27 protein-coding genes and 1 pseudogene are annotated in these 26,472 nt (G+C 61.5%); 20 read left to right on the top strand and 8 right to left on the bottom strand.

The window, feature by feature from the left end:
• Positions 1–40: 40 nt before the first annotated feature.
• Positions 41–1,239, bottom strand: a pseudogene (coaBC, locus tag DBR16_RS14230) (bifunctional phosphopantothenoylcysteine decarboxylase/phosphopantothenate--cysteine ligase CoaBC).
• Between the two features lie 98 nt (positions 1,240–1,337).
• Here coaBC and DBR16_RS12350 point away from each other — a divergent pair.
• On the top strand, positions 1,338–1,748 hold the full coding sequence (locus DBR16_RS12350; RefSeq protein WP_109261535.1) for an MAPEG family protein: 411 nt from the start codon (positions 1,338–1,340) through the stop codon (positions 1,746–1,748).
• Here DBR16_RS12350 and ubiB read toward each other — a convergent pair.
• Positions 1,745–3,313 (bottom strand): 2-polyprenylphenol 6-hydroxylase, encoded by a 1,569-nt coding sequence (gene ubiB, locus DBR16_RS12345; protein ID WP_109261534.1) that lies wholly within the window; start codon positions 3,311–3,313, stop codon positions 1,745–1,747. The genes DBR16_RS12350 and ubiB overlap by 4 nt on opposite strands.
• A gap of 113 nt (positions 3,314–3,426) precedes the next feature.
• On the opposite strand from ubiB, the gene DBR16_RS12340 reads away from it, so the two are divergent.
• A complete protein-coding gene (locus DBR16_RS12340) occupies positions 3,427–4,416 on the top strand; it encodes a zinc transporter ZntB (RefSeq protein WP_109261533.1) in 990 nt (329 codons plus the stop codon).
• Between the two features lie 9 nt (positions 4,417–4,425).
• Here DBR16_RS12340 and DBR16_RS12335 read toward each other — a convergent pair whose 3' ends face one another.
• The 4 genes from DBR16_RS12335 to DBR16_RS12320 form a co-directional block, all read right to left on the bottom strand.
• Positions 4,426–5,658: an RNA polymerase sigma factor gene (locus DBR16_RS12335; protein WP_109261532.1), complete on the bottom strand. Its 1,233-nt coding sequence runs from the start codon at positions 5,656–5,658 to the stop codon at positions 4,426–4,428.
• Entirely contained in the window at positions 5,648–5,989 is a 342-nt protein-coding gene (locus DBR16_RS12330; RefSeq protein ID WP_109261531.1) for a YciI family protein, read from the bottom strand. Before DBR16_RS12330 ends, DBR16_RS12335 begins: the two co-directional genes overlap by 11 nt.
• A 3-nt stretch (positions 5,990–5,992) precedes the next feature.
• Positions 5,993–6,343 carry a YciI family protein gene (locus DBR16_RS12325; RefSeq protein WP_109261530.1) on the bottom strand — a complete coding sequence of 117 codons (351 nt, stop codon included), beginning with the start codon at positions 6,341–6,343 and terminating at the stop codon, positions 5,993–5,995.
• 84 nt (positions 6,344–6,427) lie between these two features.
• Entirely contained in the window at positions 6,428–7,195 is a 768-nt protein-coding gene (locus tag DBR16_RS12320) for a class I SAM-dependent methyltransferase (RefSeq protein WP_109261529.1), read from the bottom strand.
• A gap of 47 nt (positions 7,196–7,242) precedes the next feature.
• Between DBR16_RS12320 and mutM the strand changes: the two genes are divergently transcribed.
• The 12 genes from mutM to DBR16_RS12260 all read left to right on the top strand — a co-directional run bounded on the left by mutM (position 7,243) and on the right by DBR16_RS12260 (position 19,550).
• Positions 7,243–8,106, top strand: coding sequence for a bifunctional DNA-formamidopyrimidine glycosylase/DNA-(apurinic or apyrimidinic site) lyase (gene mutM, locus DBR16_RS12315; protein ID WP_109261528.1), 864 nt, complete (start codon positions 7,243–7,245; stop codon positions 8,104–8,106).
• A gap of 100 nt (positions 8,107–8,206) precedes the next feature.
• Positions 8,207–9,082, top strand: a complete 876-nt coding sequence (locus DBR16_RS12310; RefSeq protein WP_125184566.1) for a TraB/GumN family protein — start codon at positions 8,207–8,209, stop codon at positions 9,080–9,082.
• Positions 9,083–9,203: 121 nt separating this feature from the next.
• Entirely contained in the window at positions 9,204–9,980 is a 777-nt protein-coding gene (locus tag DBR16_RS12305; protein WP_109261526.1) for an enoyl-CoA hydratase, read from the top strand.
• Positions 9,981–10,094: 114 nt separating this feature from the next.
• Positions 10,095–10,361 carry a 30S ribosomal protein S20 gene (rpsT, locus tag DBR16_RS12300; RefSeq protein ID WP_109261525.1) on the top strand — a complete coding sequence of 89 codons (267 nt, stop codon included), beginning with the start codon at positions 10,095–10,097 and terminating at the stop codon, positions 10,359–10,361.
• Between the two features lie 372 nt (positions 10,362–10,733).
• Entirely contained in the window at positions 10,734–12,143 is a 1,410-nt protein-coding gene (dnaA, locus tag DBR16_RS12295; RefSeq protein ID WP_109261524.1) for a chromosomal replication initiator protein DnaA, read from the top strand.
• Positions 12,144–12,294: 151 nt separating this feature from the next.
• A complete protein-coding gene (gene dnaN, locus DBR16_RS12290) occupies positions 12,295–13,413 on the top strand; it encodes a DNA polymerase III subunit beta (RefSeq protein ID WP_109261523.1) in 1,119 nt (372 codons plus the stop codon).
• Positions 13,410–14,582: a DNA replication/repair protein RecF gene (recF, locus tag DBR16_RS12285; protein ID WP_233347819.1), complete on the top strand. Its 1,173-nt coding sequence runs from the start codon at positions 13,410–13,412 to the stop codon at positions 14,580–14,582. The genes dnaN and recF overlap by 4 nt, the downstream gene beginning before the upstream one ends.
• The gene (locus tag DBR16_RS12280) at positions 14,572–15,189 is read left to right on the top strand and encodes a LysE family translocator (protein WP_109261521.1); all 618 of its coding nucleotides are present in this window, start codon (positions 14,572–14,574) and stop codon (positions 15,187–15,189) included. The genes recF and DBR16_RS12280 overlap by 11 nt, the downstream gene beginning before the upstream one ends.
• A gap of 145 nt (positions 15,190–15,334) precedes the next feature.
• Complete coding sequence (gene gyrB / locus DBR16_RS12275; protein WP_109261520.1) at positions 15,335–17,752, top strand: DNA topoisomerase (ATP-hydrolyzing) subunit B; 2,418 nt, start codon at positions 15,335–15,337, stop codon at positions 17,750–17,752.
• A 99-nt stretch (positions 17,753–17,851) separates the two neighbouring features.
• Positions 17,852–18,280, top strand: coding sequence for a hypothetical protein (locus tag DBR16_RS12270; RefSeq protein WP_125184565.1), 429 nt, complete (start codon positions 17,852–17,854; stop codon positions 18,278–18,280).
• A 100-nt stretch (positions 18,281–18,380) separates the two neighbouring features.
• Complete coding sequence (locus tag DBR16_RS12265; RefSeq protein WP_109261518.1) at positions 18,381–19,082, top strand: histidine phosphatase family protein; 702 nt, start codon at positions 18,381–18,383, stop codon at positions 19,080–19,082.
• 12 nt (positions 19,083–19,094) lie between these two features.
• On the top strand, positions 19,095–19,550 hold the full coding sequence (locus DBR16_RS12260; protein WP_109261517.1) for a methyltransferase family protein: 456 nt from the start codon (positions 19,095–19,097) through the stop codon (positions 19,548–19,550).
• Here DBR16_RS12260 and thpR read toward each other — a convergent pair.
• Positions 19,547–20,086, bottom strand: coding sequence for an RNA 2',3'-cyclic phosphodiesterase (gene thpR, locus DBR16_RS12255; protein ID WP_109261516.1), 540 nt, complete (start codon positions 20,084–20,086; stop codon positions 19,547–19,549). The two genes, DBR16_RS12260 and thpR, sit on opposite strands and share 4 nt — an antisense overlap.
• Before the next feature lie 183 nt (positions 20,087–20,269).
• Between thpR and DBR16_RS12250 the strand changes: the two genes are divergently transcribed.
• On the top strand, positions 20,270–21,022 hold the full coding sequence (locus DBR16_RS12250) for a Bax inhibitor-1/YccA family protein (RefSeq protein WP_109261515.1): 753 nt from the start codon (positions 20,270–20,272) through the stop codon (positions 21,020–21,022).
• A gap of 70 nt (positions 21,023–21,092) precedes the next feature.
• Here DBR16_RS12250 and DBR16_RS12245 read toward each other — a convergent pair whose 3' ends face one another.
• Positions 21,093–21,422 (bottom strand): DUF2794 domain-containing protein, encoded by a 330-nt coding sequence (locus DBR16_RS12245; protein ID WP_233347818.1) that lies wholly within the window; start codon positions 21,420–21,422, stop codon positions 21,093–21,095.
• Positions 21,423–21,747: 325 nt separating this feature from the next.
• On the opposite strand from DBR16_RS12245, the gene DBR16_RS12240 reads away from it, so the two are divergent.
• From DBR16_RS12240 to DBR16_RS12220, 5 genes are read left to right on the top strand one after another with little or no spacing between them, the layout of a single operon-like run.
• A complete protein-coding gene (locus DBR16_RS12240) occupies positions 21,748–22,479 on the top strand; it encodes an ABC transporter ATP-binding protein (protein ID WP_109261513.1) in 732 nt (243 codons plus the stop codon).
• Positions 22,476–23,228: an ABC transporter permease gene (locus tag DBR16_RS12235; RefSeq protein WP_109261512.1), complete on the top strand. Its 753-nt coding sequence runs from the start codon at positions 22,476–22,478 to the stop codon at positions 23,226–23,228. The genes DBR16_RS12240 and DBR16_RS12235 overlap by 4 nt, the downstream gene beginning before the upstream one ends.
• Positions 23,225–25,063 carry a GldG family protein gene (locus DBR16_RS12230; RefSeq protein ID WP_109261511.1) on the top strand — a complete coding sequence of 613 codons (1,839 nt, stop codon included), beginning with the start codon at positions 23,225–23,227 and terminating at the stop codon, positions 25,061–25,063. Before DBR16_RS12235 ends, DBR16_RS12230 begins: the two co-directional genes overlap by 4 nt.
• A complete protein-coding gene (locus tag DBR16_RS12225) occupies positions 25,060–26,088 on the top strand; it encodes a DUF4340 domain-containing protein (protein ID WP_109261510.1) in 1,029 nt (342 codons plus the stop codon). Before DBR16_RS12230 ends, DBR16_RS12225 begins: the two co-directional genes overlap by 4 nt.
• Positions 26,085–26,468: a VOC family protein gene (locus DBR16_RS12220; RefSeq protein ID WP_109261509.1), complete on the top strand. Its 384-nt coding sequence runs from the start codon at positions 26,085–26,087 to the stop codon at positions 26,466–26,468. Before DBR16_RS12225 ends, DBR16_RS12220 begins: the two co-directional genes overlap by 4 nt.
• The last annotated feature ends 4 nt before the right edge of the window (positions 26,469–26,472 follow it).

The following is a 26,472-nucleotide window of genomic DNA, read 5'->3' as shown; positions in this document are numbered from 1 at the left end:
AAACTAGAGGATAAAGCCGGACCGCTCTACTTCGCCGTGATCACATTTCGGAGAGCGCGGCGACAATCCGGTCAGCCAGGAGCGCCGCAATCCCGGCTTTTTGAGTTCGCGGCCAGACCGTCTCTTCGTGGTCCGAGATCAGCCAGACCGCGTTTTCATCCCCGCCCATCACGTCTCCGGACACATCATTGGCGATGATCCAGTCACAGTCCTTGCGACGGCGTTTGGCACGGGCGCGCTCACGCACGTCATGGGTTTCTGCGGCAAATCCGATGATCAGACCCGGCCGGTCCGTTTTCCGGGTTGCGATGGTGTGGAGGATGTCGGGATTTTCGACAAGTTGAAGCGTTGTTGCCACCGCCGATTTTTCAGCTTTCCGGGCGTGGGTTTCAGCCGGGCGCCAGTCTGATACCGCCGCGACGGCAATGAAGACATCTGCCGGTAATTCGGCTTCGACAACGGTCAGCATTTCGCGGGCGCTTTCGACCTCAATCCGTGTCACGTCAAACGGGCAGGGCAGGCAGACCGGGCCGGAAACAAGACGGACATCCGCGCCGCGATGCGCCAGGGCTTCGGCAATCAGATAGCCCTGCTTTCCGCTGGACCGGTTGGACAGAAACCGGACGGGGTCAAGGGCCTCGATGGTCGGGCCCGCCGTGACGATTATTTTCTTGCCGGTCAGGCTGGTCATGCAGAGGTCCGCGACAGCAGGCCTTCAATGGCATTGGCGATGGCGGCAGGCTCGGCCATGCGGCCCGGGCCGAATTCGCCGCAGGCCATTTCGCCTTCCTCCGGTCCGGCAAATTCAACACCGTCGGTCTTCAGTGTCTCGACATTCCGGCGCACGGCAGGATGCTGCCACATGCGGACATTCATGGCCGGAGCCATCAGGACCGGCTTGTCGGTGGCCAGCAGTGTTGTAGACGCGAGGTCATTCGCAAGGCCATTGGCGCATTTGCCGATGAGGTCCGCAGTGGCTGGCGCAACCACCACAAGATCGGCAGAGCGGGACAGTTCGATATGGCCCATTTCGGTCTCGTCGGTCAGCGAGAAAAGGTCTGAATAGACCTTCTCTCCGGACAGGGCGGCGAGACTGAGCGGGGTGACGAAGTGTTCTGCCGCACTGGTCAGGATGCAGCGCGTTCCGATGCCGCGCTTTGCCAGATCCCGGATCAGTTCAAGAGATTTGTAGGCAGCGATACCGCCGCCAATGATGAGTAATATGCGCTTATCGCCCATGCCAGCCTCCTGATCCATGCGTCTCCTAGCGCGTTTTTGCTCGCAGGTGGAGGGCAAAGCGCGCTAGCCTTGTTCGTGACCGGATCGGGGAGGATATCATGCCATCCATTCTTTACGCCGCGGCGGCGCTCGCCCTGCTTACCCTTTTTATCTATTTTCTGCTGACGGTTCTCGGGGTCATTGCCAATGCCCGCGGGGAATTGTCGAAGGATTATTCTCTGACCAAGACGGGCACGCCACCGCCTGCCTACATCGGCAATGCGGGGCGCAATCTGGTCAACCTGCTGGAATTGCCGGTGCTGTTCTATGCGCTGGTGGCTTTCCACCTTGCCGGCCAGCTCGACGTGTCCGGATTGCAGCTGACATTGGCCTGGGTGTTTGTCGGGCTGCGGTTTTTACACACGCTGATCCATATAACGATCAACACGCTGGGCTTGAGGTTTCTGGTTCACCGCATCTCCGCCATCGTGCTGGCCGTGATGTGGGTGAATTTCCTGCTCTCTCTCTAGAAAAAGTTGAGGAGGCTGGCACCGGCGGCGCCGGCTGCCATGGCCAGAATGCCATAGCCGAACCAGCGCCAGAGCCGGCCCTTGCGTTGATGGCCGGCGAGGCGGTTCAAGCTGGCATCGTCCAGCTTGATTTCGCCGCTGCGCAGCCGGGCTCCGGCCTCGGCCCAGTCCTCGATGGCATTCGGCAAGCGCCGGACGCTGGCTCGCAGCCGCTTCAGGTCCTCAATGAAATCGAGTGCCATGCCTTCCGGTCCCAGTTCGCGCTTCATCCATTTCTCGACCACCGGGGCGGAGGCCGCCCACATGTCGTGTTGCGGATTGAGGATTCGCGCCACACCTTCTGACTGGACCATGGTTTTCTGCAACAGAACCAGTTCGGGCCTGAGGTGCATGTCAAACAGATCCGTGATCTCGAACAGCTGCAGGAGGACACGGCTCATCGGCACTTCGTCCGCTCTCTTGCCGAAAATGGGCTCGCCGACCGCGCGCAAGGCGGAGGCAAAATCATCAATCGAATGACGGGGCGGGACATAGCCCGCATTGAAATGAGCTTCGGCGGCACCCTTGTAGTCACGGGTCAGGAAGCCGTGCAGGATCAGCGCCAGAAACCGCCTTTCCTCACGGCCGATGCGGCCCATAATACCGAAATCAACCGCCCAGAGATTGCCGTCCTTGTCGGCGAACAGGTTTCCGGCATGCATGTCGGCGTGGAAGACACCGGTTTCCATCGCCGTGGTCAGAAAGGCGCGCGTCAGCGTGTTGGCCAAAGCGGCCCGGTCAATTCCCGCTGTCTCAATCCTGTCGGGGTCGGTAAGGGGTATGCCGTCAATCCAGTTGGTGGTGAGGACCCGCTTGGCCGAGCGCTCCCAATCGACCTCGGGGATGCGATAATTCTCCGCCAGGGACGCCGCTTCAGCGAGCTCGCTGGCCGAGGCGGCCTCGAGGCGAAGGTCGGTTTCCAGCTCTGTGGCACGGGCCACGGTGTCGACGAACTTCACCGGTTCCAGGCGCTTCGCGGCAGGAACAAAACGTTGAACCAGCTTTGCGCCCAATCGCATGGCGCGAATGTCTTTTTGCAGCCGGGCCTCAATTCCGGGCCGGAGGATTTTTACGGCGACATCGCGGCCATCCGTGGTCGTGGCGCGGTGAACCTGTGCGACCGATGCGGCGTTGACCGGCGCATCGAAGCTGCTGAACCAGTTCGACAGCTCTCCGCCCAGCTCGTATTCCAGCGTGGCAATGGCGGTCTTCTGATCGAAGGCCGGCATCTGGTCCTGCAGGCGCGACAGGCCGCGTGCAAAACGCTGACCGACCACATCGGCCCGCGTGGCGAGCACCTGCCCCAGCTTCACATATGAGGGGCCAAGCTTTTCCAGGGCTCTGGCCAGTCTTTCGCCGGGGTTTTCCGCTTCACCGCGGCGCGAGAACAGACGCGTAAAAGCGGCCAGGGCGATCAGCGATGGCGGAAATTTTTCCTGGTATTCACGCGGAAAGATGGCGTCATAGCGCGCCAGCGTGAATCCGGCCCGGGCGAGCCGGCCAAGGGAAGTCAGGGTTCTGAACATTGCGGGTGAGGTTTAATGCGCCATAGCGCTCATGGCGAGCGCGCTATGCGGTCGCATCCTATGAGCAGAGCGGTGTTAACCATAGTGTTACAACAGAGGGCCAGACTCCGCTTATGGCTGATATCCCCCTTCTCCCACCCGTTGCCGCCTATGTACTGGATGGTGAAGGAGGGGCGAGATCCATCAGGCTCGTGCAATTGACCTCACCGGCGCCAGGATCGAATGGATTTGATTTCGTTTGGGTCCAACTGCAACGCGAAAATCACGAAGCAATGGACTGGCTCGAAAACGAGAGCGGTCTTGATGGATTCATTCTTGATGCACTGACCGCGGACGATACCCGCCCCAGATGTACCGTGCATGGCGATGGAACCATTCTCAATCTGCGAGGCGTCAATTTACATGAAGGCGCCGAACCGGAGGACATGATTTCTCTCCGTCTCTGGGTAGACAAGCACCGCGTAATCGGAGTCTGGCGGCGTCCGCTCCATGCTGTCGCCGATCTAATGGCCTCACTAGACCGCGGCGTTGCGCCGGTCAGTCCGGGCGATCTGGTGGCAAAGCTGGCGCTCAGGCTGGTCGACCGGATGGAACCTCTTGTCGCCGACCTTCACGAGCAGATGGATGGAATGGAAGAGCTGCTGGACCATCCCGAAGCCACATTCGAACGCCGCATTCTTGCGGATTTGCGGCGGCAAACCATTCTGTTGAGGCGTTTCATTGCGCCGCAGCGCGATGCCCTCAACACACTGGCGATCGAAGATCTGGACTGGTTGACAGAGCGTGACAGAAGCCGGATTCGTGAGGCCGGAGACAAGACAACGCGGGTTACGGAAGAGCTGGAGTCAGTGCGTGAGCGGGCGGCGATCGTTCATGACCAGTTGCTGGATTTACGCGCAGAACAAATGCATCGGTACACGCTGCTTTTGTCGGTGGTTGCGGCCATTTTCCTGCCGCTTACATTGCTGACTGGTATTCTGGGAATCAATGTCGGAGGCATTCCCGGAGCGGACAGTCCATGGGGATTCTGGATTGTTGTCAGCGGCTTGACCCTGATTGGCCTGATGCTTCTGGCGGTTTTCAGAAAACTGAAACTGATCTGAGCGCCGCCTTCACCCAAGCTCCGCCAACCGTGCCAGCAGGAAGGTGCGGACAGCGGAATCCGACGTCAGTCCGATAGCCAATCGGTAGGCTTTCTGTGCTGCTGCCAAGCTGCCCCTGCGTGCTTCCAGATGCGCCCGTGTCGCCCAGTAGGGCTGGTATTGTGCCACGCGGTCGCCGGGCAGGCTGTCGAGCGCTTCAAGTCCGGCTTCCGGCGACACGTTCTGGCCGATGGCAGCGGCCCGGCCGACCATTGCACCCAGGGCCGGGCTGACCGCGATCAACCGATCGTAAATGGCGAGGATGGAGGCCCAGTCCGTTTGCCCGGTGATCCTGCGGGCAGAGTGGGCGGATTGCAGGGCTGCTTCAAGCTGGAAGCGGCCGATATTTCCCATCCGCAGGGCCATGCCGAGGAGACGTTCGGCCTCAACAATCATGGCCGCGTCCCATCGCGACGTGTCCTGCTGGTCCAGCGGGACGAACCGGCCCGCCTGGTCGCGCCGTGCGTTTCGCCGGGCTTCGCAATGCAGGATGAGTGACATGAGGCCCGCCGACTCGGCTTCATAGGGCAGCAACTGATTGACAAGGGTAGCGAGAAACAGGGCTTCTTCGGCAAGGGAGGCGTTGGCATGGTCCTCCCAACCGGCGTTATAGGCCCCGTAAATGGCCTGCAAGACGGCGTTCAGCCGGTCCGGCCACTCATCCCTGCCCGGAACCTCGAAACCGGCCCCGGCCAACTTCAGAGCGGATTTCTGCCGGACCAGCCGCTGGCTCATCGTGGCGGGGCGGACCAGAAAGGCACTCGCAATCCGGGCGGCGTCGAGTCCCAGCACGGTCTGGAGCATGAGCGGAGCCTGCATGCCCGGCTCGATGGCCGGATGCGTGCAGACAAAGAGCAGTTTCAGGCGTTCATCGGGAAGGCTGTCCCCGGCCATCATCTCGGCCTCACTTTCCTCGAGGAGAAGCCGCACGTCCGCTTTCCGCGACGTCTCGGTTGATTTTTTCCGCGCCGTGTCGATCACGAGATGGCGGGCCGTGGTCAGCAGCCAAGCTTCCGGTTTTTCCGGCACGCCCGATTGCGGCCAAGCCACCAGAGCGCGGGCAAGCGCTTCGGCCAGCGCATCCTCGGCGATGGCAAGATTGCCGCTGCGGATGACGAGCAAAGCGAGGATCCGGCCATAGGCATTGCGCACAGCGGATTCTGCCGCCCGCCGGGCCGGATCCTGCACGGGTTTATCCGCCATAGTCCGGGACGGGCCGGACCTCGACCTTGCCGGTTTTTGCCGCCGGGCATTTGCCGGCCCATTCCACCGCTTCTTCCATGGAGGTGGCCTCGATCAGATAGAAGCCGCCCAGCTGCTCCTTGGTGTCAGCGTAGGGACCGTCCTGTATTCCGGAGCCGGTGACGATTTTCGCCGACCCTGCTGGGTCAAGCGGCGCGCCCGACACGAAAGCGCCGGCTTTCTGCAGCGCATCGGAATAGGCCATGTATTCGCCGACAATTGCCATCTGCCGGTCTTCGGGAAGGCTCATCCAGGCCGCTTCGTCATCGTGCAATAACAACATGAATTGCATGGCTCAGCCCTCCCCTTGTGTCATGGGTAAAACCGGGCGGACTTCAACAGCTCCGGTTCCGGCCGTCGGGGCCCGGGCTGCGATTTCCAGCGCCTCTTCCAGGCTGTCGGCCTCGACCATGAAGAATCCGCCCAATTGCTCCTTGGTGTCGGCATAGGGCCCGTCCTGCACCGTGCCGGCTTTCAGGGTTGCGCCGGTTTCCGGTCCCTGCAGGGCGGCACCGCTTGCCAGCTTGCCCGACTGACCAATCGTGCCGCTGTAGGATGTCCATCCCTGCCAGTAATCCGCGCGGGCCGGGTCCTGCCTTGCGGCAAAATCCTCGGCGCTCTCATAAAACAGTATTGCGTATTGCATCATGCTCTCCCGTTTGAAGGTGGCCGGATGTCCCGGTCAGCTTCAAGACGGATGAGTTTTCCCGATTTCGACAGGCAGGTGAAATTAAATCCGCCAGCCGGTGTGGAGCGCCGCGATCCCGCCGGAAAAATTGGTCACGGAGACCTGTCCGAAACCGGCGTCCCGGAGCTCGGCTGCAAAAGCGTCCTGATGCGGAAAGCGGCGGATGGATTCGACCAGATACTGATAGCTGTCGCGGTCCTGCGCGATTTTCTCGCCCAGAACCGGGATCGCATTGAATGACCAGGCATCATAGATGCGCTCCAGCGCCCGCGTGGTCGGGCGCGAGAATTCCAGGCACAGGAAGCGGCCGGCCGGTTTCAGGACGCGGCGCATCTCCCTCAGGGCGGCCATCCGGTCGGTTACATTGCGAATCCCGAAGGCAATGGTCACGCAATCGGCGCTCTTGTCGGCAAAGGGCAGGCATTCCGCATTCCCGACCGCCCAGGTCAGATGGCCGGCGTCGCCGCGCCGGAGGCCGGCCAGCAACATCTGCTCGTTGATATCGGTGACAATCGCGGTGGCAGGAGGACCGCCGCGCAGTTTGCGGCGCTGTTCGGCTTTTGCCACGAAAGCCCGGGCGAGATCACCGGTGCCGCCGGCCACGTCGATCAGCTTGTGCCCGGGTTGCGGACTGGCGCGCTCGATTGTCATGTCCTTCCAGGCGCGGTGAATGCCCAGAGACATCAGATCATTCATCAGATCATATTTGCGCGCGGACCGGTCGAAGACGCCGCGGACCAGCGAGGCCTTCTCGGTTTTCGGAACATCCCTGAAGCCGAAGGATGCGGTTTCTGATTGCGGTTCGGTCATGGGAACGGAAGATAGGGCAATGACGAGGTTAGCACTAGCGCGACATCATGCCCGAGCTTCCTGAAGTTGAAACCGTCCGCCGGGGGCTGGCCCCGGTTATGGAAGGGCACGTGATCGAGCGGGCGGAAAACCGCCGCCCGGATCTGCGCTTTCCGTTTCCGGACCGGTTTGCCGGGCGGTTGACCGGTGTGCGGGTCGAGCGACTGGACCGGCGGGCCAAATATCTTCTCCTCCGGCTGGAAAACGGCGAAACCCTGCTGGCCCATCTGGGCATGTCGGGCCGGTTCACGATCCATTTGCCGGACCGGGCCGCAAAGCCCGGCGATTTTGCCCATGCGCCCGGAACGTCGGAAAAACACGATCATGTCGTGTTCGACATGGAGGGCGGTGCACGGATTGTGTTCAATGACCCCCGCCGCTTCGGCTTCATGACACTGTTTCCCACAGAGGCGGAAGAGTCGGTGCCGTTTCTGGCAGGCCTCGGGCCGGAGCCGAATTCCAATGCTTTTTCCGGTCCCTTCCTGCAATCGCGCGTGACGGGCAAGAAAGCGCCGCTGAAAGCTGCATTGCTGGACCAGCGCGTCGTGGCGGGGCTGGGAAATATCTATGTCTGCGAGGCGCTGCACCGGGCCGGTCTGTCGCCGCGGCGCCTGGCCGGGACGCTGGGTCCGAAACGTGCCGACAGGCTCGCTCTGGCGGTGCGGCAGGTCATAGACGACGCCATCGCCGCGGGCGGATCCAGCCTCAAGGATTTCGCCTCGGCGGAGGGCGAGCTGGGGTATTTCCAGCATGCCTTCCGGGCTTATGGCCGCGAAGATGAGGACTGTTTGTCTCCGGCTTGCGGCGGAAAGATCATGCGTATCGTGCAATCCGGGCGGTCGACATTTTTCTGCCCGACTTGTCAGCGATAGGGGGAGACGGCGGTCTGGCTGTTCCCGGTAGGCTTTGTCCGCCAGCAAGGCAATAAAAACCGAAACTGGCCGGAAACGTCTTTCAGGACTGGAGAATGAAATGAAATTGATCGGGACATTTTTGTGCGGATTTGCATCCGCCGCGCTGTTGACGAGCACGGCTGCCGCAGACCCCACGCTATGGCACATCCAGGATGAAGACAGCGATATCTATGTGTTCGGCACAGTGCATATCCTGCGGCCCGGAATCGAATGGCAGACCGAAGAGGTGATGTCCGCCTTTGAAGCCGCTGATACGGTCTATTTCGAAGCGCCTGTGAACGATCCGGCTCAGGCACCTGCCATGCAGCAGGCGGTGTTTGCCAATGCCATGAACCCGGCCGGCGTGACATTGTCCTCACTGGTCAGCGAGGACACCTGGGAGCTGATCGAGACGTTTGCCCCCCAGGTCGGCGCGTCCGCCGCCCAGCTCGAGCCGCTCCGGCCCTGGATCGCGACCATACAGCTCAGTGTCGGCTTCATTATCGCGTCCGGGTTCGACCCGAATTCAGGCGTGGAAGCCACGCTGTGGCCGATGGCAGAATCGGCGGGGAAAACACTGGCCTATTTCGAAACCGTGGACGAGCAGATCGGCTTCTTTGCCGACTTGCCGCAGGATGTGGAAGTCCGTCTGCTGGAGCAGACCATGACGGATTTTGAAACCGCTCCGGGACAGCTCGACACGCTGGTGACGTCCTGGGCCGAGGGTGACCAGAACGCCATTGACGCGGTGATGAATGGCCAGATGCGCAGCGATGCGCCGGAAGTGCATGATATTATCATTGTCCAGCGCAATGAGCGCTGGGCCGAAGAGATCGCCGATATTCTGGATGGGTCCGGCACGGTCTTCATCGCCGTCGGGTCCGGGCACCTTCCGGGCGAGCAGGGCGTGATTTCGCTGCTTCGGGATCGCGGGATCGAGGTGGCCGGACCGTAACCGCAAAGCCGCCATGAAAACCGGACCGGTATCGGGGTGGTGACCCCGGTCCTCCGATGCGTTATAGCGGCGCGCTCGATACCCCGGCGGCGGACAAGCCGCGCTCAGATGGAGGCCTTTCGTGGGCTATAAAACAATTCAGGTGAAGACCGAAGGCCGTGTCGGCGTGATCACGCTGGACCGCCCGGAAGCACTGAACGCGCTGTGCGACGAGCTGACAGCCGAGCTGGCGGCCGCCCTGGCGAAGTTCGAGGCCGATGCCGATATCGGCTGCGTGGTTCTGACCGGATCGAAAAAGGCGTTTGCCGCCGGTGCCGATATCAAGGAGCTGGTCAGCAAGGACTTTGTCGGCCTCTATATGAATGACCCGTTCGAGAAGACGTGGGAGTCGGTTGCGCGCTTCCGCAAACCGATCATTGCCGCGGTATCGGGATATGCGCTGGGCGGGGGCTGCGAGATTGCCATGATGTGCGATTTCATCATCGCCTCCGAAACCGCGAAATTTGGTCAGCCAGAGATCAATCTGGGCGTCATGCCGGGTGCTGGTGGCACGCAACGCCTTCCGCGGGCTGTCGGCAAGGCGAAAGCCATGGATATGTGCCTGACCGGGCGGATGATGGATGCCGAGGAAGCCGAGCGCGCGGGACTGGTCAGCCGCATTGTGGCGGTGGATGATCTGATGAGCACAGCCCTCGAGGCGGCCGAGTCGATTGCTGCCAAATCCCTGCCGATCGCAATGATGACCAAGGAGGCCATCAACCGCTCGTTCGAGCTGGGCCTTGCGGAAGGAGTTCGCTGGGAACGCCGTGTTTTCCAGTCGCAATTTGCGACCGAAGACCAGAGCGAGGGCATGGCGGCCTTTGCCGAGAAGCGGGCGGCCCACTTCAAGCACAAATAGCCTGCGCAAAGAGTTGACGGGCGCGGCCCGGACGAGTATACGCCCCGCCTCACGCGCGATCCGGCTTTCCGGAGCGCGCAGACACAGAATTATAAAGACAACGGACAGACCTTCATGGCGAATACGGCCTCTGCCAAGAAAATGGTGCGCAAGATTGCCCGCCGCACCGCGATCAACAAGTCACGCCGCTCGCGCGTGCGCACCTTCATCAAGAAGGTCGATACCGCAATTGCGGCCGGAGATTCCGGCAAGGCCCGCGAGGCTCTGGTCAAGGCGGAATCGGAAATGATGCGCGCCGTGACCAAAGGCGTGTTCCACAAGAATACCGCTTCGCGGAAAATCTCCCGCATGTCGGCGCGTGTGAAAGCGCTTTCCGCTTAAATCACCGCGCGAAAATGAGAAATCTGGAGACGCTCCGGGCGAGAGGCCCGGGGCGTTTTTCTTTGCCTTTCTGCGAGTCATTTCCGGGGGCAAACCGGCACTGTGTCCGGATAAAAAAGATGCAGATGCCAAATTCCTATCCCGTCACACCTTTTCCCTTGTCAAGGGAAGAATCACGGGAATCAGGGGGAAAGTTCGGTTGACCGGGAAGGGTCTCTGGTTACTCTACGGGACATCAGGTGGTCATTCCTATGCGGATCAAATCATGCGCTGCCGCTGTTCACATGCGTGAATGGCGAACGGGGAAGCTTTGCCTGTAAAAACAATTACATGGCCTGGATTTGACAGGCCCAATGAGAGGGTGTGGGGGACATGTCGATCGTTTCTGGCGGTGCGTTGAAATCCCTTAACAAGGTGGCTGAAGTGAAGACTGCGGGGGCTGTCTGGCGTGAAGTGCGCGCTCATCTTCGCCGCGAATACGGGGATACGGTTTTCTCATCCAACATGGCCCGGCTGCGGGTCCGCGAGGAGGAGGATGGCGGCCTTCTGGTCATCGCTCCCAGCCGGTTCTACCGGGACTGGGTCGAGGATCATGCCGGGGCACGGTTGCAGGCACTCTGGACCCAGTTCGACCCCGAAAACCGTCCGCTCCGGCTGTTGTCGGAAGAAGACGTGGTTCCGCGGCCTGTTGCGGCCGTTCCGATGACAGCGGGGGCGCCGGCTTCGCCGCCGGCCGAGGCCAGCCCGTCCCGTCCTGTCAGCGACCGGTTCACATTCGACACCTTCATGGTCGGTCCGTCCAACGAAATGGCCTCGGCGGCCGCCCGGGCGATCGTCAATGCCTCGCCCTCGCCCTTCAATCCGGCCTTTTTCTATGGCGATTACGGCGTCGGCAAAACCCATCTCCTGAACGCCATCGCGCATTCGGTCGAGCTGGGCGCGGCCCGCCGCAAGGCGCTGTATCTCACGGCGGAGGAATTTCTCTCCGGCTTTGTTTCGGCCATGCGCAAGAAAGACACGATCGGATTCAAGGAATCCGTGCGCCGGGTGGATGTATTGTTGATTGATGATGTCCATTTCATCGCCGGCAAGCCCAAGACCGAAGACGAATTCCTGCATACGGTGGCGTCTTTGATTGCGGATGAAAAACAGGTGGTTCTGGCATCGCACCGGCCGCCGGCCGAATTGAATGTCACGGATCAACGTCTTGCTTCGCTGCTCAAGGGCGGGTTTGCCTGTGAATTGCGCAAGCCCGATCTGGATCTGCGCCGCAAGATCCTCGATTGCAAGATTGCCCAGGCCGGCTGCCATTATCCCGAGTTATCGGTTCCGGAAACAGTGCGGGATTTCCTCGCCGCGCGGATGACGGCGAGCGCCCGCGAACTGGAAGGCGTGCTCAATAATGTCATCGGGCGGACGGCACTTCTGGGGCGGCCGGTGACAATGGAGGCGGTCGAATCCGCACTCCGGGAATTGTCGATCGTTTCGGAGCGCCGCGTCACCGTTGATGTGATCCAGAAAGTGGTGGCCGAGCGCTTTGGCGTCAAAGTGGCCGACATCCTGTCCAAGCGCCGGACAAAGACGGTGGTCAAGCCGCGCCATGTGGCCATGTATCTGGCCAAGACGATGACCACACGGTCGCTGCCGGATATCGGCCGCCGTTTTGGCGACCGGGACCACTCGACCGTGATCCATGCCGTCAACAAGATCAGCGAGCTGATCAAGGCCGGCGATCCGGTGAAGGACGAGATTGAAAGCCTGTCGGCCGAAATCCGCGGGTAGACTTATCCCCGGCTCGCTGCATTCAGGCGAGCCGGGGCGTATTGCACTTTAAAAAATTTCGCTATGCTCGCCTCCCCGGGGATGAGGCGATTCATTATTCTGTCGCGATTTGCCCTCCTTCCGGACAAGAAGGCAGGAAGACGGATACGATATGAAACTCACGATCGAACGCGCAGCTCTTCTGAAGGCTCTGGGCCATGTTCAGGCCGTCGTCGAGCGCCGGAACACCATTCCGATCCTGTCCAATGTGCTGATCACGGCCGGGGCCAATGGCGCAAGTTTCGCCGCGACAGACCTCGATATTGAAATCCAGGAAAGCGCGGCCGCACAGGTCGAGCGTGAAGGCATGGCCACGGCACCGGCCCACACGCTCTATGAAATCGCCCGCAAACTGCCGGAGGGCGCGGATGTGACGCTGGAGCTGGATGGCGAGGATCCACGGCTGAGCCTCAAGGCCGGCCGCTCGGTCTTCTCGCTGCCATCACTGCCGCCGGGAGATTTCCCGATGATGCCGTCGGAAGATTTGCAGCACTCCTTCACGCTGGAAGCGGATGCGCTGGCCCGCATTATCGACAAGACGCGCTTTGCAGTGTCGACCGAGGAAACCCGCTATTATCTCAACGGTATTCATCTGCATGCCGCGGATGAAAAAGGCCGCAAGACCCTGCGCGCCGTGGCCACGGATGGTCACCGGCTGGCGCTGTCGGAATGCGATCTGCCGGACGGCGCGGGCGGTATGCCGGCTGTCATCGTGCCCCGCAAGACGGTCCAGGAAGCCCGCCGTCTGCTCGAAGATGCCGATGATGATATCCGCATCTCCGTTTCCGACGGCAAGATCCGCTTCGGCTTTGGCCGCGCGGTGCTGACATCCAAGCTGATCGACGGCTCTTTCCCGGATTATGAGCGGGTCATCCCGCGCGGAAACGAGAAACTGATGTCGGTGGAGAACAAGCGTTTCGCCGAGGCGGTTGACCGCGTGGCGACCATCTCGATCGAGAAATCGCGCTCGGTGAAGCTGTCGCTGGATGACGGCACGCTGACACTGGCGGTCAACAATCCGGAGTCCGGACAGGCGACCGAAGAAGTCCCGGTCGACAGCAAGGAAGGCGGGTTCGCCATCGGTTTCAATGCCCGTTACATTCTGGACGTGGCCGGTCAGATCGAGGGGGACGAGGCCCGGTTCCACTTTGCCGATCCGGCGTCACCCACGCTGGTGACGGATTCCGGTGATGCGGATTCACTCTACGTCCTGATGCCGCTCCGGGTGTGACGCGAAAGCCATCTGACACCCGGAAAGTGGCGGCGCTGAAACGATTGCGGCTGACGGATTTCCGCAATTTCGAAACGCTGGATCTTGATCTGGACGCACGCCCGGTCTGTCTGGCGGGCCCGAACGGGTCCGGCAAGACCAATATTCTTGAAGCCATTTCCCTGCTGGCCCCGGGCCGCGGCCTGCGCGGTGCCGAAACCGAGGAGCCGCTGCGGCGGCTGGACGGCCATGTGGCACCGGCCTGGGCCGTGTATGCGGAAACCCTGTCGGAAACCGGGGATGATGTGACGCTGGCCTCGGGCCTGCTCGATGGCAGCCGCCGCCAGACGCGCATGGATGGCAAGCCGGCCTCGCGGGGCGATCTGGCGCGGTGCCTGCCGATGATTGTGCTCTTGCCAGAGCATGACCGGTTATTTGCCGGTCCCCGCTCTGACCGGCTCAAATTCTTTGACCGGCTTGTGGCTGCCAGTGACCCGTCGCATGGCGAAACCCTGGGCAGTTACGAAAAACTCCGGTCCCGGCGTCAGCGGCTGCTGGATCAGGGCCGGGCGGATCCGGTCTGGCTGGACGCGCTGGAAACCGATATGGCCGGGCATGGGGTGGCGCTGGCCGCGGGACGCCTGCATGCGCTGTCGCGTTTGCAATCGGCGATAGACATGGCGGGAGACGGCGTTTTTCCGAAGGCGGACCTGGCGCTGGACGGGCTGGTCGAAGCCGCTCTGGCGGAGGGTGCGGAGCTGCGCGATGCAGAGGACCAGCTCATCGCTGCGCTTGCCGAAGGACGCGGCCGCGATGCCGCGGCAGGCCGCACGCTGACGCGCGGTCCGCACCGCAGTGATCTGGGCGCCCGCCATCGCGAGAAAAATCAGCGGGCCGCCCTGTGTTCCACGGGTGAACAGAAGGCGCTGATCCTGCGGCTGGTGCTGGCCCAGGCCCAATCCCTTGCCTCGCGGGGCGGCAAGGTGCCATTGCTCTTGCTGGACGAGGCGTGCGCTCATCTGGACGCAATGCGGCGGCAAGGACTGGCGGGTGCGATCCTGGAACTGGGCGCACAAGCCTGGCTGACCGGTGTGGAGGCCAGCCTGTTTTCAGCTTTTGGCCAGCAGGCGCAGCAATTTTCGGTCGAGCAGGGCCGGGTTTCAGTGCAGACGGCGGCTCATGTCCCCTGATAGCCTGACGCTGTTTGCCGCCGCACTGCTGATCCTGTTTTTTACACCCGGTCCCGGCAATGTCGCCATGGTGGCGCGGACGCTGGATGCCGGCCCGGCGCATGGCTTCATCTACGGGGCCGGCATCATTACCGGTGATATTTTCTGGTTTACCGTCGCTGTGACGGGGCTGACAGCCGTGGCCGACCGGATCGGTCCGGCGGGCTGGATTTTCAAGATTATTGGCGTGGCCATCCTGCTGTGGTTTGCCTGGACGGCCTTCCAGTCCTTCCGGAATCCCCAAGCGGCAAAAATCCGCAAGCCAACACGTATGGGGCTGGCGGCGACCTATCTGGCAGGCATTGCCATGCCGCTGACCAATCCCAAGCCAATCATTTTCTATCTGACCCTGCTGCCCAGTTTTTTCGACCTCAGCCAGGTCGATCTCACCGCCTGGCTGGTGATGGTGTCGATCATGCTGGCCATGTATCTGCTGACCGCCTCGGTACATGTCGGGCTGGCGCACAAGGCCCGCAACTGGCTGCAGGAAAAGGGCGTGAAACGCTGGGCGGATGGTGTCACCGCGCTGGTCATGCTGGGGATTGCGATCCTGCTTGTCCTGCGCTGATTCTGCGGTTTTCAGGCCAAATTTGCCGGCTTTTTTGTAGCTCTCTGCCAGAGGCCCATAAGCCATTGAATATATTTATATAATGCTATCATAATTATGTAGTTGAAGCATGGCGCGACAGCGGCGATTCGGATAGACTGACGGCATGAGCGACGAACCCAATCAGGAATATCTCGCGGGCTCCATCAAGGTCCTGAAAGGACTGGATGCTGTCCGCAAACGCCCCGGCATGTATATCGGTGATACCGATGACGGATCGGGCCTCCACCACATGGTCTATGAGGTGGTTGACAACGCAATTGACGAAGCGCTTGCCGGCCATGCAGACGAGGTGCGCGTGACTCTCCATGCGGACGGCTCGGCCAGCGTGTCAGACAATGGCCGCGGTATCCCGGTTGACCTGCATGAAGGCGAGGGCGTGTCTGCGGCTCAGGTCATCATGACCCAGCTTCATGCCGGCGGGAAATTCGACCAGAATTCCTACAAGGTGTCCGGCGGCCTGCACGGTGTGGGTATTTCGGTGGTCAATGCGCTGTCGGAATGGCTGGACCTGCGGATCTGGCGCAATGGCAAAACGCACGAAATGCGTTTTCTGCTGGGCGATCCCGAGAATGGTGAAGACCTGAAAATTGTCGGCGATGCGCCGGACGTCAAAGGCAAGAAGCTGACCGGGACGGAAGTCCGTTTCATGCCGTCGGACAAGACTTTCACCAATATCGAATTCAAGCGCGACACGCTGATCCACCGTCTGCGCGAGCTGGCGTTTCTCAATTCCGGCGTGCTGATCCTGTTCCGCGACGAGCGCGAAAGCGAGCCGTTCGAGGAAAGACTGTTCTATGAGGGCGGTGTGGCGGCTTTTGTCGAGCATCTAGACCGCGCCAAGACTCCGATTTTCGAGCCGCCTGTGCTGATCGCCGGCGAGCGTGAGGGGGTGACGGTTGAAGCCGCGCTGGAATGGAATGACGGGTATCACGAGAATGTCCTGTGTTTCACCAACAATATTCCCCAACGCGATGGCGGTACCCATCTGGCCGGTTTCCGCGGCGCGCTGACGCGGGTGATTAACACCTATGCAGCGTCCTCCGGACTGGCAGCGAAATCGAAAGTGACGATCACCGGTGATGATGCGCGCGAAGGCCTGACCTGTGTCCTGTCGGTGAAGGTGCCGGATCCGAAGTTCTCGTCCCAGACCAAGGACAAGCTGGTGTCATCGGAAGTGCGTCCGGCCGTTGAGGGCACCTGCTATGAAATGCTGTCGGACTGGTTCGAGGAACATCCCGCCGAAGCCAAGCAGATCGTCTCCAAGATCATCGAGGCGGCGGCTGCGCGTGAGGCCGCACGAAAGGCGCGGGAATTGACACGGCGGAAATCCGCTCTGGACATTGCCTCCCTGCCGGGAAAGCTGGCTGACTGTCAGGAAAAAGACCCGTCCAAGTCCGAACTTTTCATCGTCGAGGGAGATTCCGCCGGCGGTTCTGCGAAGCAGGGCCGTGCACGTGAATTCCAGGCGGTGCTGCCCTTGCGCGGCAAGATTCTGAATGTCGAGCGGGCGCGATTCGATAAAATGCTGTCGTCCGAACAGGTCGGGACGCTGATTACGGCGCTGGGAGCGGGGATTGGCCGGGATCAGCTGGATCTCGACAAGCTGCGCTACCACAAGGTCGTGATCATGACCGACGCCGATGTCGATGGCGCACACATCCGCACCCTGCTTCTGACCTTTTTCTACCGCCAGATGCCGGAGCTGATCACCCGTGGTCATCTCTATATTGCCCAGCCGCCGCTCTACAAGATCACCCGTGGCCGCTCCGAGCGCTATGTGAAGGACCAGGCGGAGATGGACAGCTATCTGATCGAGGAAGGCTGTTCGGAAGCGCTCTTGAAGCTGGCCAACGGGTCCACCATTGGCGGTGCCGATCTGGCCGACCGGGTCGAGAAAGCCCGTCTCGTCAAGCTGGGGCTCGACCGGATTGCGGCGCGCGCTCCGATCTTTGCCGCCGAGGCCGCCGCGCTGGCGGGGGCGATGGTTCCGGACGTGACACAGGCAGCGGCTGACAAGGCGGCTGAAATCCTCAACCGCTTTGCCGAGGAAGGCGAAGACAACTGGACAGCGACACTGACCGACGATCATGCCCTTGTTTTCAAACGGGACGTCCGCGGTGTGACCGAGACAGCCATCCTGGAAGAATCGCTGCGGGTCTCCCCGGAGGCGCGCCGTCTGTCAGACCGTGCCATTGCCATTGCCGGCGACTTTGCCGGACCGGCCAATTATGTCACCAAAACAGTGGACACGCTGATCCATACGCCAAGCCAGCTGATGGCGGCTGTCACGGCGGCGGGGGCCAAGGGCATGAAAATCCAGCGCTATAAAGGTCTGGGTGAGATGAATGCCGAACAGCTCTGGGAAACCACCCTGGATCCGGACGGCCGGTCCCTGCTGCAGGTCAAAATCGAGGAACTGGCCGAGGCCGATGACCTGTTCTCCAAGCTGATGGGCGACCTGGTCGAGCCGCGGCGCGAGTTTATTACCACGCACGCGCTTGAAGCCGAGGTGGATGTCTAGCATCTCTCTTAAAGTCCTGATTACCGTTTCGCGCTAATGTTTGCCATGGGCTGTCATTCCGGCCCGAAGGTGTTTTTCGCGATCAGGAGTCTCGTACGCATGGCAGGTTTTGGAAAACGTGGTCTGGCACAGAATGCGGCAACGCAGCGCCGGAGCGAAGTCCGGAATCCCGGTGACACGACCGGTTTGCGCAATGCCACAACGCCACGAATCCAGACTGGCGGTACGCTGCGATGGAGCCATGCTATCAAGCTTGATCGTGCGAATATCCAGCAGGTTCCCGTTATTCCCGGCGTTTTTGCGCTGGTCGCAGGCATACATGATGAAGACGTCGTCTATATCGGCGGCGCCAAGAATCTGCAGGATGAATTCCTGGAAGAAGTCCGGACACAATCCGCACTCGACATTCCGCGCGCCAATGCCTTTTGCTTTGCGGAAGCCAGTTCGCCTTATGAACAGGCTGACAAGGAAATCCGGATTTTCCGCCGCCGGTTTGGCGAAAAACCGCTCCTGAATAGCGGATTCTGACGTTCACATCCTTCGCTGACGATTATTTAATGCCATGAGCCGTCGCCTTTTGATGGTGACCGGGTTAATGACAGGCTGCGTTTCCCCACGGAGCTGAAACATGAAACTCATGGCCCAGACCGACCGCCCCGCTTATGGAGCGGCCAGTATCCGGTCCGCGCAATGGCGCACGGGCCTGATCGCCGTGGCGACCATCGCGCTGGGTTTTGTGTTTTCGGCCACAGCCCTGGCCAGTGATGTGTTTGATCGCCCCGCGCTTTTGAGTGCCGCCAGTGCCGCGGCCCGTGCTGATATTGCCAGCGCTGACCGCCATATCCTGATCGTCCGCCATGCGCGCAAGGCGGACGAAAGCTGTAATGCGCTGGATTGTCCGCTGGGCGAAAGCGGGCTGGCCATGGTCGAGCGCCTGGATACTCTGCTCGGCGAGCCGGATTTTGATGCCGTCTTCTCCTCCAGCGCGTGCCGGACCTATCAAACCGCCCTGGCTGCGGGCGATGTCTTGCAACATGCCGCCGCCCCCTCGGCTGCGGAAATGTGCGGCGGCGGTGTAGCAGACCGCACACGGGCAGAGGCCCTGGATGCAGCGGTCTCATCCGATGTGCGCTGGACGTTTGTCGCCGAGCATTCCAATACCAGCTGTGGCTGGGTCGCCGGTATCGCCGGACCGGAAATGCTTGAGGGAACACTGTGTGCGGGCGGTCGGCTCGAATCCGGTGATTATGGTGATATTTTCTGGCTTTACCGGACGGACGGAAGCTGGCGTCTCGACGTCCTGGAGGCCGCCTTCGATATTGATGGATAGAGCCGGTCTCCCATGATGCGCCCCGTCATCCCTCCGCCTGTCATCCTGGTTTTCTTCATCGGGATTGTGTTCGGGATAGACGCATTTTCACCACTGGATCTGCTTCTGGGCCGCTCCGGCCTGGTGGCCGCCCTGATCGCCTCCGGAGCGGGTCTTCTGATCGCCGTGACGGGCGTCATGGCATTCCGGCGGCATCAGACCACGATCAATCCACACACGATCGACCGGGCCAGCGCGCTGGTGACCAGCGGTATTTACCGCTTAACCCGGAATCCCATGTATCTCGGCATGTTGCTGGTTCTTTTCGGTGCCATCTTCCTGTCGCGCGATGTCCTGGCGCTGCTGGTTGTGCCAGCCTTTATTGTCACACTGAACCGCTTGCAGATTCTGCCGGAAGAGCGTGCCTTGCGGGCCAGGTTTGGCGCGGCATTCGACGCCTATTGTGCCCGAACCCGCCGCTGGATCTAGATTAGCGGATATTCGGCTTCGATGCGGTAGGGATTATCACCGCGCCCGCCTTTCAATGACGAGTAGAGATAGAAGCGGTCCGCACACCAGTCCGGGCTGCGGTAGAGCGCCAGCCGGCGCTCGAAGGACAGTAGCCGGTCCAGCCGGGTTTCTCCCAGATAGGCCATGGTGACATGCGGGCTGAATCTCCGCTTCTCGACCGGAATACCGATGCGCCGGGCCGCCCTTTCACAGGAATTTGCCAGCAATAGAAGGGATGGATGCGGTTCAACGCCCATCCACAGGACGCGGGGCGCGGCCCGTCCGAAATGGCCCGCCCCCTTTATGGCCAGATCAAAAGGTTTGCAGCGGATCCCGGCCAGCCCGGTATCCAGTTCTTCCGCGGCGGCGTCATCCACCTCTCCGAAAAAGGCCAGCGTGATATGCATGACCTCTGCGCTGCGCCAGTTTGCCCCGGGCACGCCCTTTTGCAGGGCGGTCAGACGCAAGGCGATCGCTTCGGGCACAGGCAGGGCAGCAAACAGGCGTAGCAGCATGGGACAAGAATGCCGGGTTTCGCGGCGCGGATTAACCCCGCGACTGCGAAATATGCAGCAGCAGGGGGATTCGGCGCGCGCCCGTCTCCCCTTGTCAGACGGCCGCAATACACCGATATTCGCGGCAGCGGGTTTTGCCTATGTGGCAAAGGCCCCTTTCGTGTTGAAGGAAAGAGAATTGCTATGAATGACAGCTATCGTGGTTATGGAAATGCCGTCGGTACGATGGACATGTCCGTCGATGCCGGCCTGCGCAGCTTCATGCTCGGCGTCTATAACAAGCTCGGCCTCGGCCTTGTCGTATCCGGCCTCCTGGCCTTGGCGACCTCCCAGGTGCCGGCTGTTCGCGACCTGTTTTTCCAGGTGGTCACGACGCCGGAAGGCTCGGCGATCACCTATACCGGCCTTGGCATGATCGTTTCATTCCTGCCGATTGCCCTGCTTCTGGGCTCCATGTTCTTCATGCGCAATCCCAGCAAGGCCGGTAGCGGCCTCCTGTACTGGGCCGTGGTGGCCTCGATCGGTGCCTCGCTCGGTATCGTGCTGTTGCTTTATACCGGCCAGAGCGTTGCGACGACCTTCTTCGTGACCGCGGCTGCCTTCGGTGGCCTTTCGCTCTTCGGTTACACGACCAAGCGCAATCTGACCGCCATGGGCAGCTTCCTGATCATGGGCGTGATCGGCCTGATCATTGCCATGGTCGTCAACATGTTCCTGCAAAGCGAGATGATGGCCTTCATCATTTCCGCGATCGGCGTGCTGGTTTTCTCGGGCCTGATTGCATACGACACGCAGCGCCTGAAAGGCACATATTACGCTCTGGGCGGTGATCAGGCGCAGATGGCCGTGGCCACCAATTTCGGCGCGCTCTCGCTCTACATCAACTTCATCAACCTGTTTCAGTTCCTGTTGATGTTCCTCGGTTCCCGCGAATAGGTTCCCGAGCGATCACATTGGCAAACCCCGGCTCTCCGGAGCCGGGGTTTTTCTTTGTGCGGATGTCCGGTCATTCGACGACCCGGAACCGCTTCCTGTCGAAGAATTTCAGCAGAGATGCGAGTTCGTGACCGCGCTTCAGTATGGTGCCGCCCGGGGCGAGTATCTTCCAGGCGCCCTGCTTTTTGGCATTCGCCGGGACTTTCTCGATCCGGTAGAGGGGAAATTCGCTGGTGCGGCGGAAGATGGAGAAAACCGCGCGGTCCGCGAGGCCGTCAATCGCGTAATCCTTGCAGTCGCCGCTGGCGACCAGCCGACCATAAACACTGAGGATGGCATCCAGTTCGGGGCGGGCAAACATGACGGTGTCTTCGCGGGCCGAAACGGACATTCCCCTCATAAGCGAACCCTGGCTCCCGTATGTACGCCGGAACGGAATCACCCCGGCTTCGTTACCAAGTATTCACGCATCGCCACAAATCCGTCAAATTTCGGTCTTGCGAAGGCCGCATCCTGAAAACAGCTTGAACGTGTCGGCCGGACGGTTTCGAGCGGCTGCATGATCCAGGTTTCAGACAGCCCCCCCAGCCCCCCGGATCAGCAGCGCAGCCCCCGGCCGACACCCTTCCTTCAGCCATTCATCATTCCCGTCTGGTCAAGCCCGGCGACACAAGTTATCGCTGTAGGCCTCTGCATTCTGGTCTGACGAGGAATATCTTCACGCAATGCTGACCGTTGACTCAGTGGTCAAGACTTTCGGGCGCCGTCCCGCGGTTGACCGGGTCAGTTTCAAGCTGGCGACGGGCGAAGTGCTCGGATTTCTGGGCCCCAATGGTGCCGGCAAGACCACAGTCATGCGCATGATTGCCGGACGGCTGGAGCCGGATTCGGGCAGGGTGCGGGCCGGCGGTCACGATATGATAGAGGCGCGGAGGGCCGGACAACGGCTGGTCGGCTATCTGCCGGAGGGCGCACCCGCCTATGGCACCATGACTCCCCGCGAATTTGTCGGTTTCTGCCTGTCGGTGCGGGGGCATGCCGGACGGGAGCTGCGGATGGCACAGGAACTGGCGCTGGACCGCGCCCGGCTTGGCCGCGAGGCCAATCAGCAGATCGGGACGCTGTCGAAGGGCTATAAGCGCCGTGCCGCGCTGGCCGCCGCGATTGCCCATGATCCGCCGCTTCTGGTTCTGGACGAGCCGACCGACGGGCTGGATCCCAATCAGAAGCACGAAGTGCGGGCATTGATCCGGGAAATGGCGGCGGACAAGGCCATCATCGTTTCCACGCATATCCTGGAAGAAGTTCCGGCAGTGTGCAGCCGCGTCATCGTGATCGACAAGGGCCGGATTCTTGCCGATGAAAGCCCGGACGAATTCTCCGGCCGGTCGCGGTCAGGGCGGCTGGATGAAGCCTTCCGGTCCCTGACCCGGCAGAGCGGCGAGGCGGCCGCATGAGCATATCTCCCGCAGGATTTCTGGCCATTTACCGGCGCGAGATGCGCGCCTGGTTCACCACACCGCTGGCCTATGTCTTCCTGGCCGCCTTTGCCTTTGCCGCCCCGGCCTTTGCGTTCAATGCCGGACGGTTTTTCGACACCAATCGCGCCGATCTGGCCCCACTGTTTGCGTACATGCCCTGGCTTTTGATGATCCTCATGCCGGCCCTTGCCATGCGGGCCTGGGCCGAGGAACGTGACCGGGGTACGCTGGAAATCCTGCTCAGCCTTCCGGTATCGGTGTCATCCATATCGCTGGCCAAATTTGCGGCGGCTTGGACAGTTGCGCTCGGCGCCCTGGTCTCCACCCTACCGATGTGGATCGCGGTCAATTATCTCGGCAGTCCCGACAATCTGGCCATTGCGATCGCCTATTTCGGAACTTTCCTGCTGGCGGGCAGCTATCTCGCTATCGGGCAGGCCCTGTCGGCCGCTTCCGGCAGCCAGGTTACGGCCTTTGTCCTGTCCGTGCTGGCCGCGCTTCTGTTGACCATGGCCGGTCTGCCGCTGGTCACCGAGTCTCTTTCCGGCACCGCCCCGGCCTTCGTGGTGGAGGCGTTGGCCTATATCAGTGTGCTGGAGCGGTTTGCCGCGTTTGAGCGGGGCGTTGTGGGCGTCGGTGATCTTGTCTATTTTCTCTCGCTCATGGCCTTCGGCATCGCCGCTGGTGGATTGCAGGCCGGCGCCAGCCGGGAGGGCGGACGATGATGAGCCGCCGCTGGCATCTCGCCGCTTTTCTTGCCGCCCTCCTTGCCGGGCTGGCCGGTCTCAACCTTCTCGCCTCGGCCTGGCTGTCCGATGTCAGGCTGGACATTACAGAGGGCGGGCTCTACCGGCTGTCCGAGGGCAGCCGCAGCGTTATCCGGGATATTGAGGAGCCTGTCCGCTGGACGTTCTACTATTCGCGCCGCACGGCTGCCGATTATCCGGCCGTGCGGGCCTATGGATCACGCGTCCGGGGTTTGTTGCGCGCCTATGCGGCCGAAGCCAATGGCCGTATTCTCCTGACCGAGATTGATCCGGAGGCTTTTTCGGCCGAGGAAGATGCGGCATTGGCGGCCGGCCTGACACCTGCGCCCGCCGGGGAAGGCGAACGCATCTTTTTCGGCCTGGTCGCCGAGAACGCGGTCGATGACCGGCAGGTTCTGGCCTATTTCTCGCCGGAACGCGAAGCCCTGCTGGAATACGATCTGACGCGGTCACTGGCTGAATTATCGCGTCAGGAAAGTGGGCAATTGGGCGTTCTGACCAGCCTTCCCATCCGTCCAGGCGAAATCGGCGCGCGTCCGAGCCATATCATCGATGAAATCAGCGCGGCCTATGAGCTTTCCTGGCTGAATTCCGGTTTTCGGGAACTGCCGGCGGTCGATGCCCTGCTGATCGTTCACCCGCCGCGCCTGACAGAAGATCAGCTTTATCTGCTCGACCAATACGTATTGGCTGGCGGGAGGCTGATCCTCGCGCTGGACCCGCTGGCGCTTGCCGCTTTCCGTCCCGGTCCTGACGGACTGCCGCCCCCGGGCGCCCGCCGGTCGTCAACAATGCCGGATCTGCTCTCGGCCTGGGGGGTGGAGATTCCCGCCGGCCAGATTGCCATGGACCGCAATCTCGGCCTCCCCGTCCAGATTTCCGAGGGCGGGCGAAACCAGGTTCGAAATTACCCCTTGTGGTTTTCCGCCGGACCCAGGCAATTATCGGCCACTGATCTTGCCACGGCTGATCTGCAGAGAGGGATCAATTTCGGTTCGGCCGGGCTTATCCGGTTGAGCCCTGTTGACGGACTCGGCGTCCGGATACTCGCGCAAACCAGTGATGACGGCGCAATCACCGATACGGAAACCGCGTCAGGAAATCCATCACCGGCGGCATTGCTGTCCGACTATATGCCGGCCCCCTCCCCGCCCGTTCTGGCCGTCCGGTTGAGCGGGCTTTTCCCGACCGCCTTTCCGGACGGGCCGCCGTCCAGTTCCGGTCCGGACACACATCTGGCCGCCTCGCAGCGGTCCGGCGATGTGGTGATCTTTGCCGATGTTGACTGGCTGGATGATCCCTACTTCCTGCGCGAGGATGCCGCGTTTGGCCTGTCGATTGTCTCCGACAATCCGGCCCTGTTGCTCAATCTGGTCGACCTTGCGCTCGGGGACCCGGCGCTTCTGGAGCTGCGTTCGCTGCCATCTTCGGCGCGCCCGATGACTCGCGTGGACGCCTTGCGGGCAGCGGCGGAGGCCGAGTATGCCGAAGAACAGGCAGCGCTTGAGACGCGCACGCAAGACATTCAGGCACAGCTGGATGCGTTGATGTCGGGCCGCCCGCCGGTGGCGGGTATCGAGGCTTCCACCTCGCTCGAAGGCCGGATTGGTGCACTGCGGGCGGAAATGACGACGGCGCGTGCGCGGCTGAGGGCGATCGAACGGGATTTCCGCGAGGACATTGATGCGCTGGAGGCAAGCCTGCGCTTCTGGACAATGTGGATGCCGCCCATTCTTATCCTTATCGCAGGCTTCGCGATTGGCATCTGGCGCCGCCGGAGCACTTTGTCATGAGCGCCCCGGCCAAACGCCGCGGGCAGGTCCTTGCCGCGCTTGCGATTGCCGGTGTGCTGCTGGTGACCGGACTTGCGGCGACTTTCCTGGAGCCGTCCGCAGCCGTGAGCGGGGCCCCGCCTGCCACCTTGACGCCGCTTCTGGCGGCCGCGCCGGAGTCCGTGGCTGAAATTTCGGTGACGACATCGACAGAGACATTTCAGCTTCGCCGGACGCTGGAAGGCTGGGTGCTGGCGTCTCATGATGATTACGAAGCCGATGCCGCTCTTGCCGGCCGGCTTGTCGCAGCGCTGGCCAGTCTGGAGCCGATCGGAAAACGGACGCGCCTGGCACGCCGGCATGTGGCGCTTTCACTGGGCGATCCGGAAAATGGCGGCAATGCGACGCGGGTCACCCTGCTGGATCATAATCAAAGACAGCTGGCAGACTTCCTGATCGGAAGGCAGCGCCCTGACGGACAGATCTATGTGCGCCGGGCCGATGATGACCAGACCTGGCTGGCCGGGGGCTATTTGCCCGAATTCGCGAGCGCGGCCGACTGGATGCAGCTTGAATTCCTGTCTCTGGGCCGGGAGGCGATCCGTGAAGCCTGTATCATGCCGGAAGACGGCCCGGCCTACTGCCTTGAGCGCCGTTTATTATCGTCGCCATCATTTGATCTTGTTTCTCCACGTGGCTGGACATTGGTCTCACCGGGTGCGGGCGACGGGGTTGCAACGGTTCTCGGCCGTCTCCGATTCCGCGATGTACGCCCCTTGCGGGATGTGCGCGGGCCGGATATTGCCGGGCACCGTGTCACCACGATAAACGGGCTGGAGGTGACGCTGTCCATTCGCCAAGCCGACAATCGATACTGGGCCCATATCGTCGCTGTCGCTCATAGCGACGCAGCGCGTCCGGACGCTATCCGGTTGAATGAACGTGCCGACCGGTTTGCTTTCGCATTGAGCGATCTGAGTCTTGACCGCCTGATCCGGCCATTGGCGGACATCGCCATTCCGGATTCCGGGGAGGATCGGCCATGAAACTCAATCAGCTGACGCTGGATGTGAGCGATATTTCCCGGTCGAAAGCCTTTTACCGGAGGCTCGGATTCCGGTTGCTGGTCGACAGTCCGCACTATTGCCGTTTTCTGGCGCCGGAGGGCGGCACAAGTTTTTCGATTCACCTTGCAGAAGAGGTCATTCCGTCGGGCGCGACGCTGTATCTGGAAACCGATCATGTTGATGCCGACAAGGCGCGGCTTGAAGCCGCGGGCATCACGTTTGACAGCGAGGCGGCAGATCAACGCTGGTTGTGGCGGGAGGCTGAATTCCGGGATCCGGACGGTCATCGCTGGAAGCTCTATCATGCCGGGGAAAACCGCCTTGATCCGCCCTGGCGCGTCCGCCCGGACGAGGCGTGAGCGT

The organism is Hyphobacterium indicum, from assembly GCF_003129605.1.
GTDB lineage: Bacteria > Pseudomonadota > Alphaproteobacteria > Caulobacterales > Maricaulaceae > Hyphobacterium > Hyphobacterium indicum.
This window is presented reverse-complemented; position numbering and strand designations above follow the sequence as displayed.

Coding starts and splice junctions, on each gene's coding strand:
- DBR16_RS12350 (WP_109261535.1), top strand. CDS start 1,338: ATGCCATCCATTCTTTACGCCGCGGCGGCGCTCGCCCTGCTTACCCTT.
- ubiB (WP_109261534.1), bottom strand. CDS start 3,313: ATGTTCAGAACCCTGACTTCCCTTGGCCGGCTCGCCCGGGCCGGATTC.
- DBR16_RS12340 (WP_109261533.1), top strand. CDS start 3,427: ATGGCTGATATCCCCCTTCTCCCACCCGTTGCCGCCTATGTACTGGAT.
- DBR16_RS12335 (WP_109261532.1), bottom strand. CDS start 5,658: ATGGCGGATAAACCCGTGCAGGATCCGGCCCGGCGGGCGGCAGAATCC.
- DBR16_RS12330 (WP_109261531.1), bottom strand. CDS start 5,989: ATGCAATTCATGTTGTTATTGCACGATGACGAAGCGGCCTGGATGAGC.
- DBR16_RS12325 (WP_109261530.1), bottom strand. CDS start 6,343: ATGCAATACGCAATACTGTTTTATGAGAGCGCCGAGGATTTTGCCGCA.
- DBR16_RS12320 (WP_109261529.1), bottom strand. CDS start 7,195: ATGACCGAACCGCAATCAGAAACCGCATCCTTCGGCTTCAGGGATGTT.
- mutM (WP_109261528.1), top strand. CDS start 7,243: ATGCCCGAGCTTCCTGAAGTTGAAACCGTCCGCCGGGGGCTGGCCCCG.
- DBR16_RS12310 (WP_125184566.1), top strand. CDS start 8,207: ATGAAATTGATCGGGACATTTTTGTGCGGATTTGCATCCGCCGCGCTG.
- rpsT (WP_109261525.1), top strand. CDS start 10,095: ATGGCGAATACGGCCTCTGCCAAGAAAATGGTGCGCAAGATTGCCCGC.
- dnaA (WP_109261524.1), top strand. CDS start 10,734: ATGTCGATCGTTTCTGGCGGTGCGTTGAAATCCCTTAACAAGGTGGCT.
- dnaN (WP_109261523.1), top strand. CDS start 12,295: ATGAAACTCACGATCGAACGCGCAGCTCTTCTGAAGGCTCTGGGCCAT.
- DBR16_RS12280 (WP_109261521.1), top strand. CDS start 14,572: ATGTCCCCTGATAGCCTGACGCTGTTTGCCGCCGCACTGCTGATCCTG.
- gyrB (WP_109261520.1), top strand. CDS start 15,335: ATGAGCGACGAACCCAATCAGGAATATCTCGCGGGCTCCATCAAGGTC.
- DBR16_RS12270 (WP_125184565.1), top strand. CDS start 17,852: ATGGCAGGTTTTGGAAAACGTGGTCTGGCACAGAATGCGGCAACGCAG.
- DBR16_RS12265 (WP_109261518.1), top strand. CDS start 18,381: ATGAAACTCATGGCCCAGACCGACCGCCCCGCTTATGGAGCGGCCAGT.
- DBR16_RS12260 (WP_109261517.1), top strand. CDS start 19,095: ATGATGCGCCCCGTCATCCCTCCGCCTGTCATCCTGGTTTTCTTCATC.
- thpR (WP_109261516.1), bottom strand. CDS start 20,086: ATGCTGCTACGCCTGTTTGCTGCCCTGCCTGTGCCCGAAGCGATCGCC.
- DBR16_RS12250 (WP_109261515.1), top strand. CDS start 20,270: ATGAATGACAGCTATCGTGGTTATGGAAATGCCGTCGGTACGATGGAC.
- DBR16_RS12245 (WP_233347818.1), bottom strand. CDS start 21,422: ATGAGGGGAATGTCCGTTTCGGCCCGCGAAGACACCGTCATGTTTGCC.
- DBR16_RS12240 (WP_109261513.1), top strand. CDS start 21,748: ATGCTGACCGTTGACTCAGTGGTCAAGACTTTCGGGCGCCGTCCCGCG.
- DBR16_RS12235 (WP_109261512.1), top strand. CDS start 22,476: ATGAGCATATCTCCCGCAGGATTTCTGGCCATTTACCGGCGCGAGATG.
- DBR16_RS12230 (WP_109261511.1), top strand. CDS start 23,225: ATGATGAGCCGCCGCTGGCATCTCGCCGCTTTTCTTGCCGCCCTCCTT.
- DBR16_RS12225 (WP_109261510.1), top strand. CDS start 25,060: ATGAGCGCCCCGGCCAAACGCCGCGGGCAGGTCCTTGCCGCGCTTGCG.
- DBR16_RS12220 (WP_109261509.1), top strand. CDS start 26,085: ATGAAACTCAATCAGCTGACGCTGGATGTGAGCGATATTTCCCGGTCG.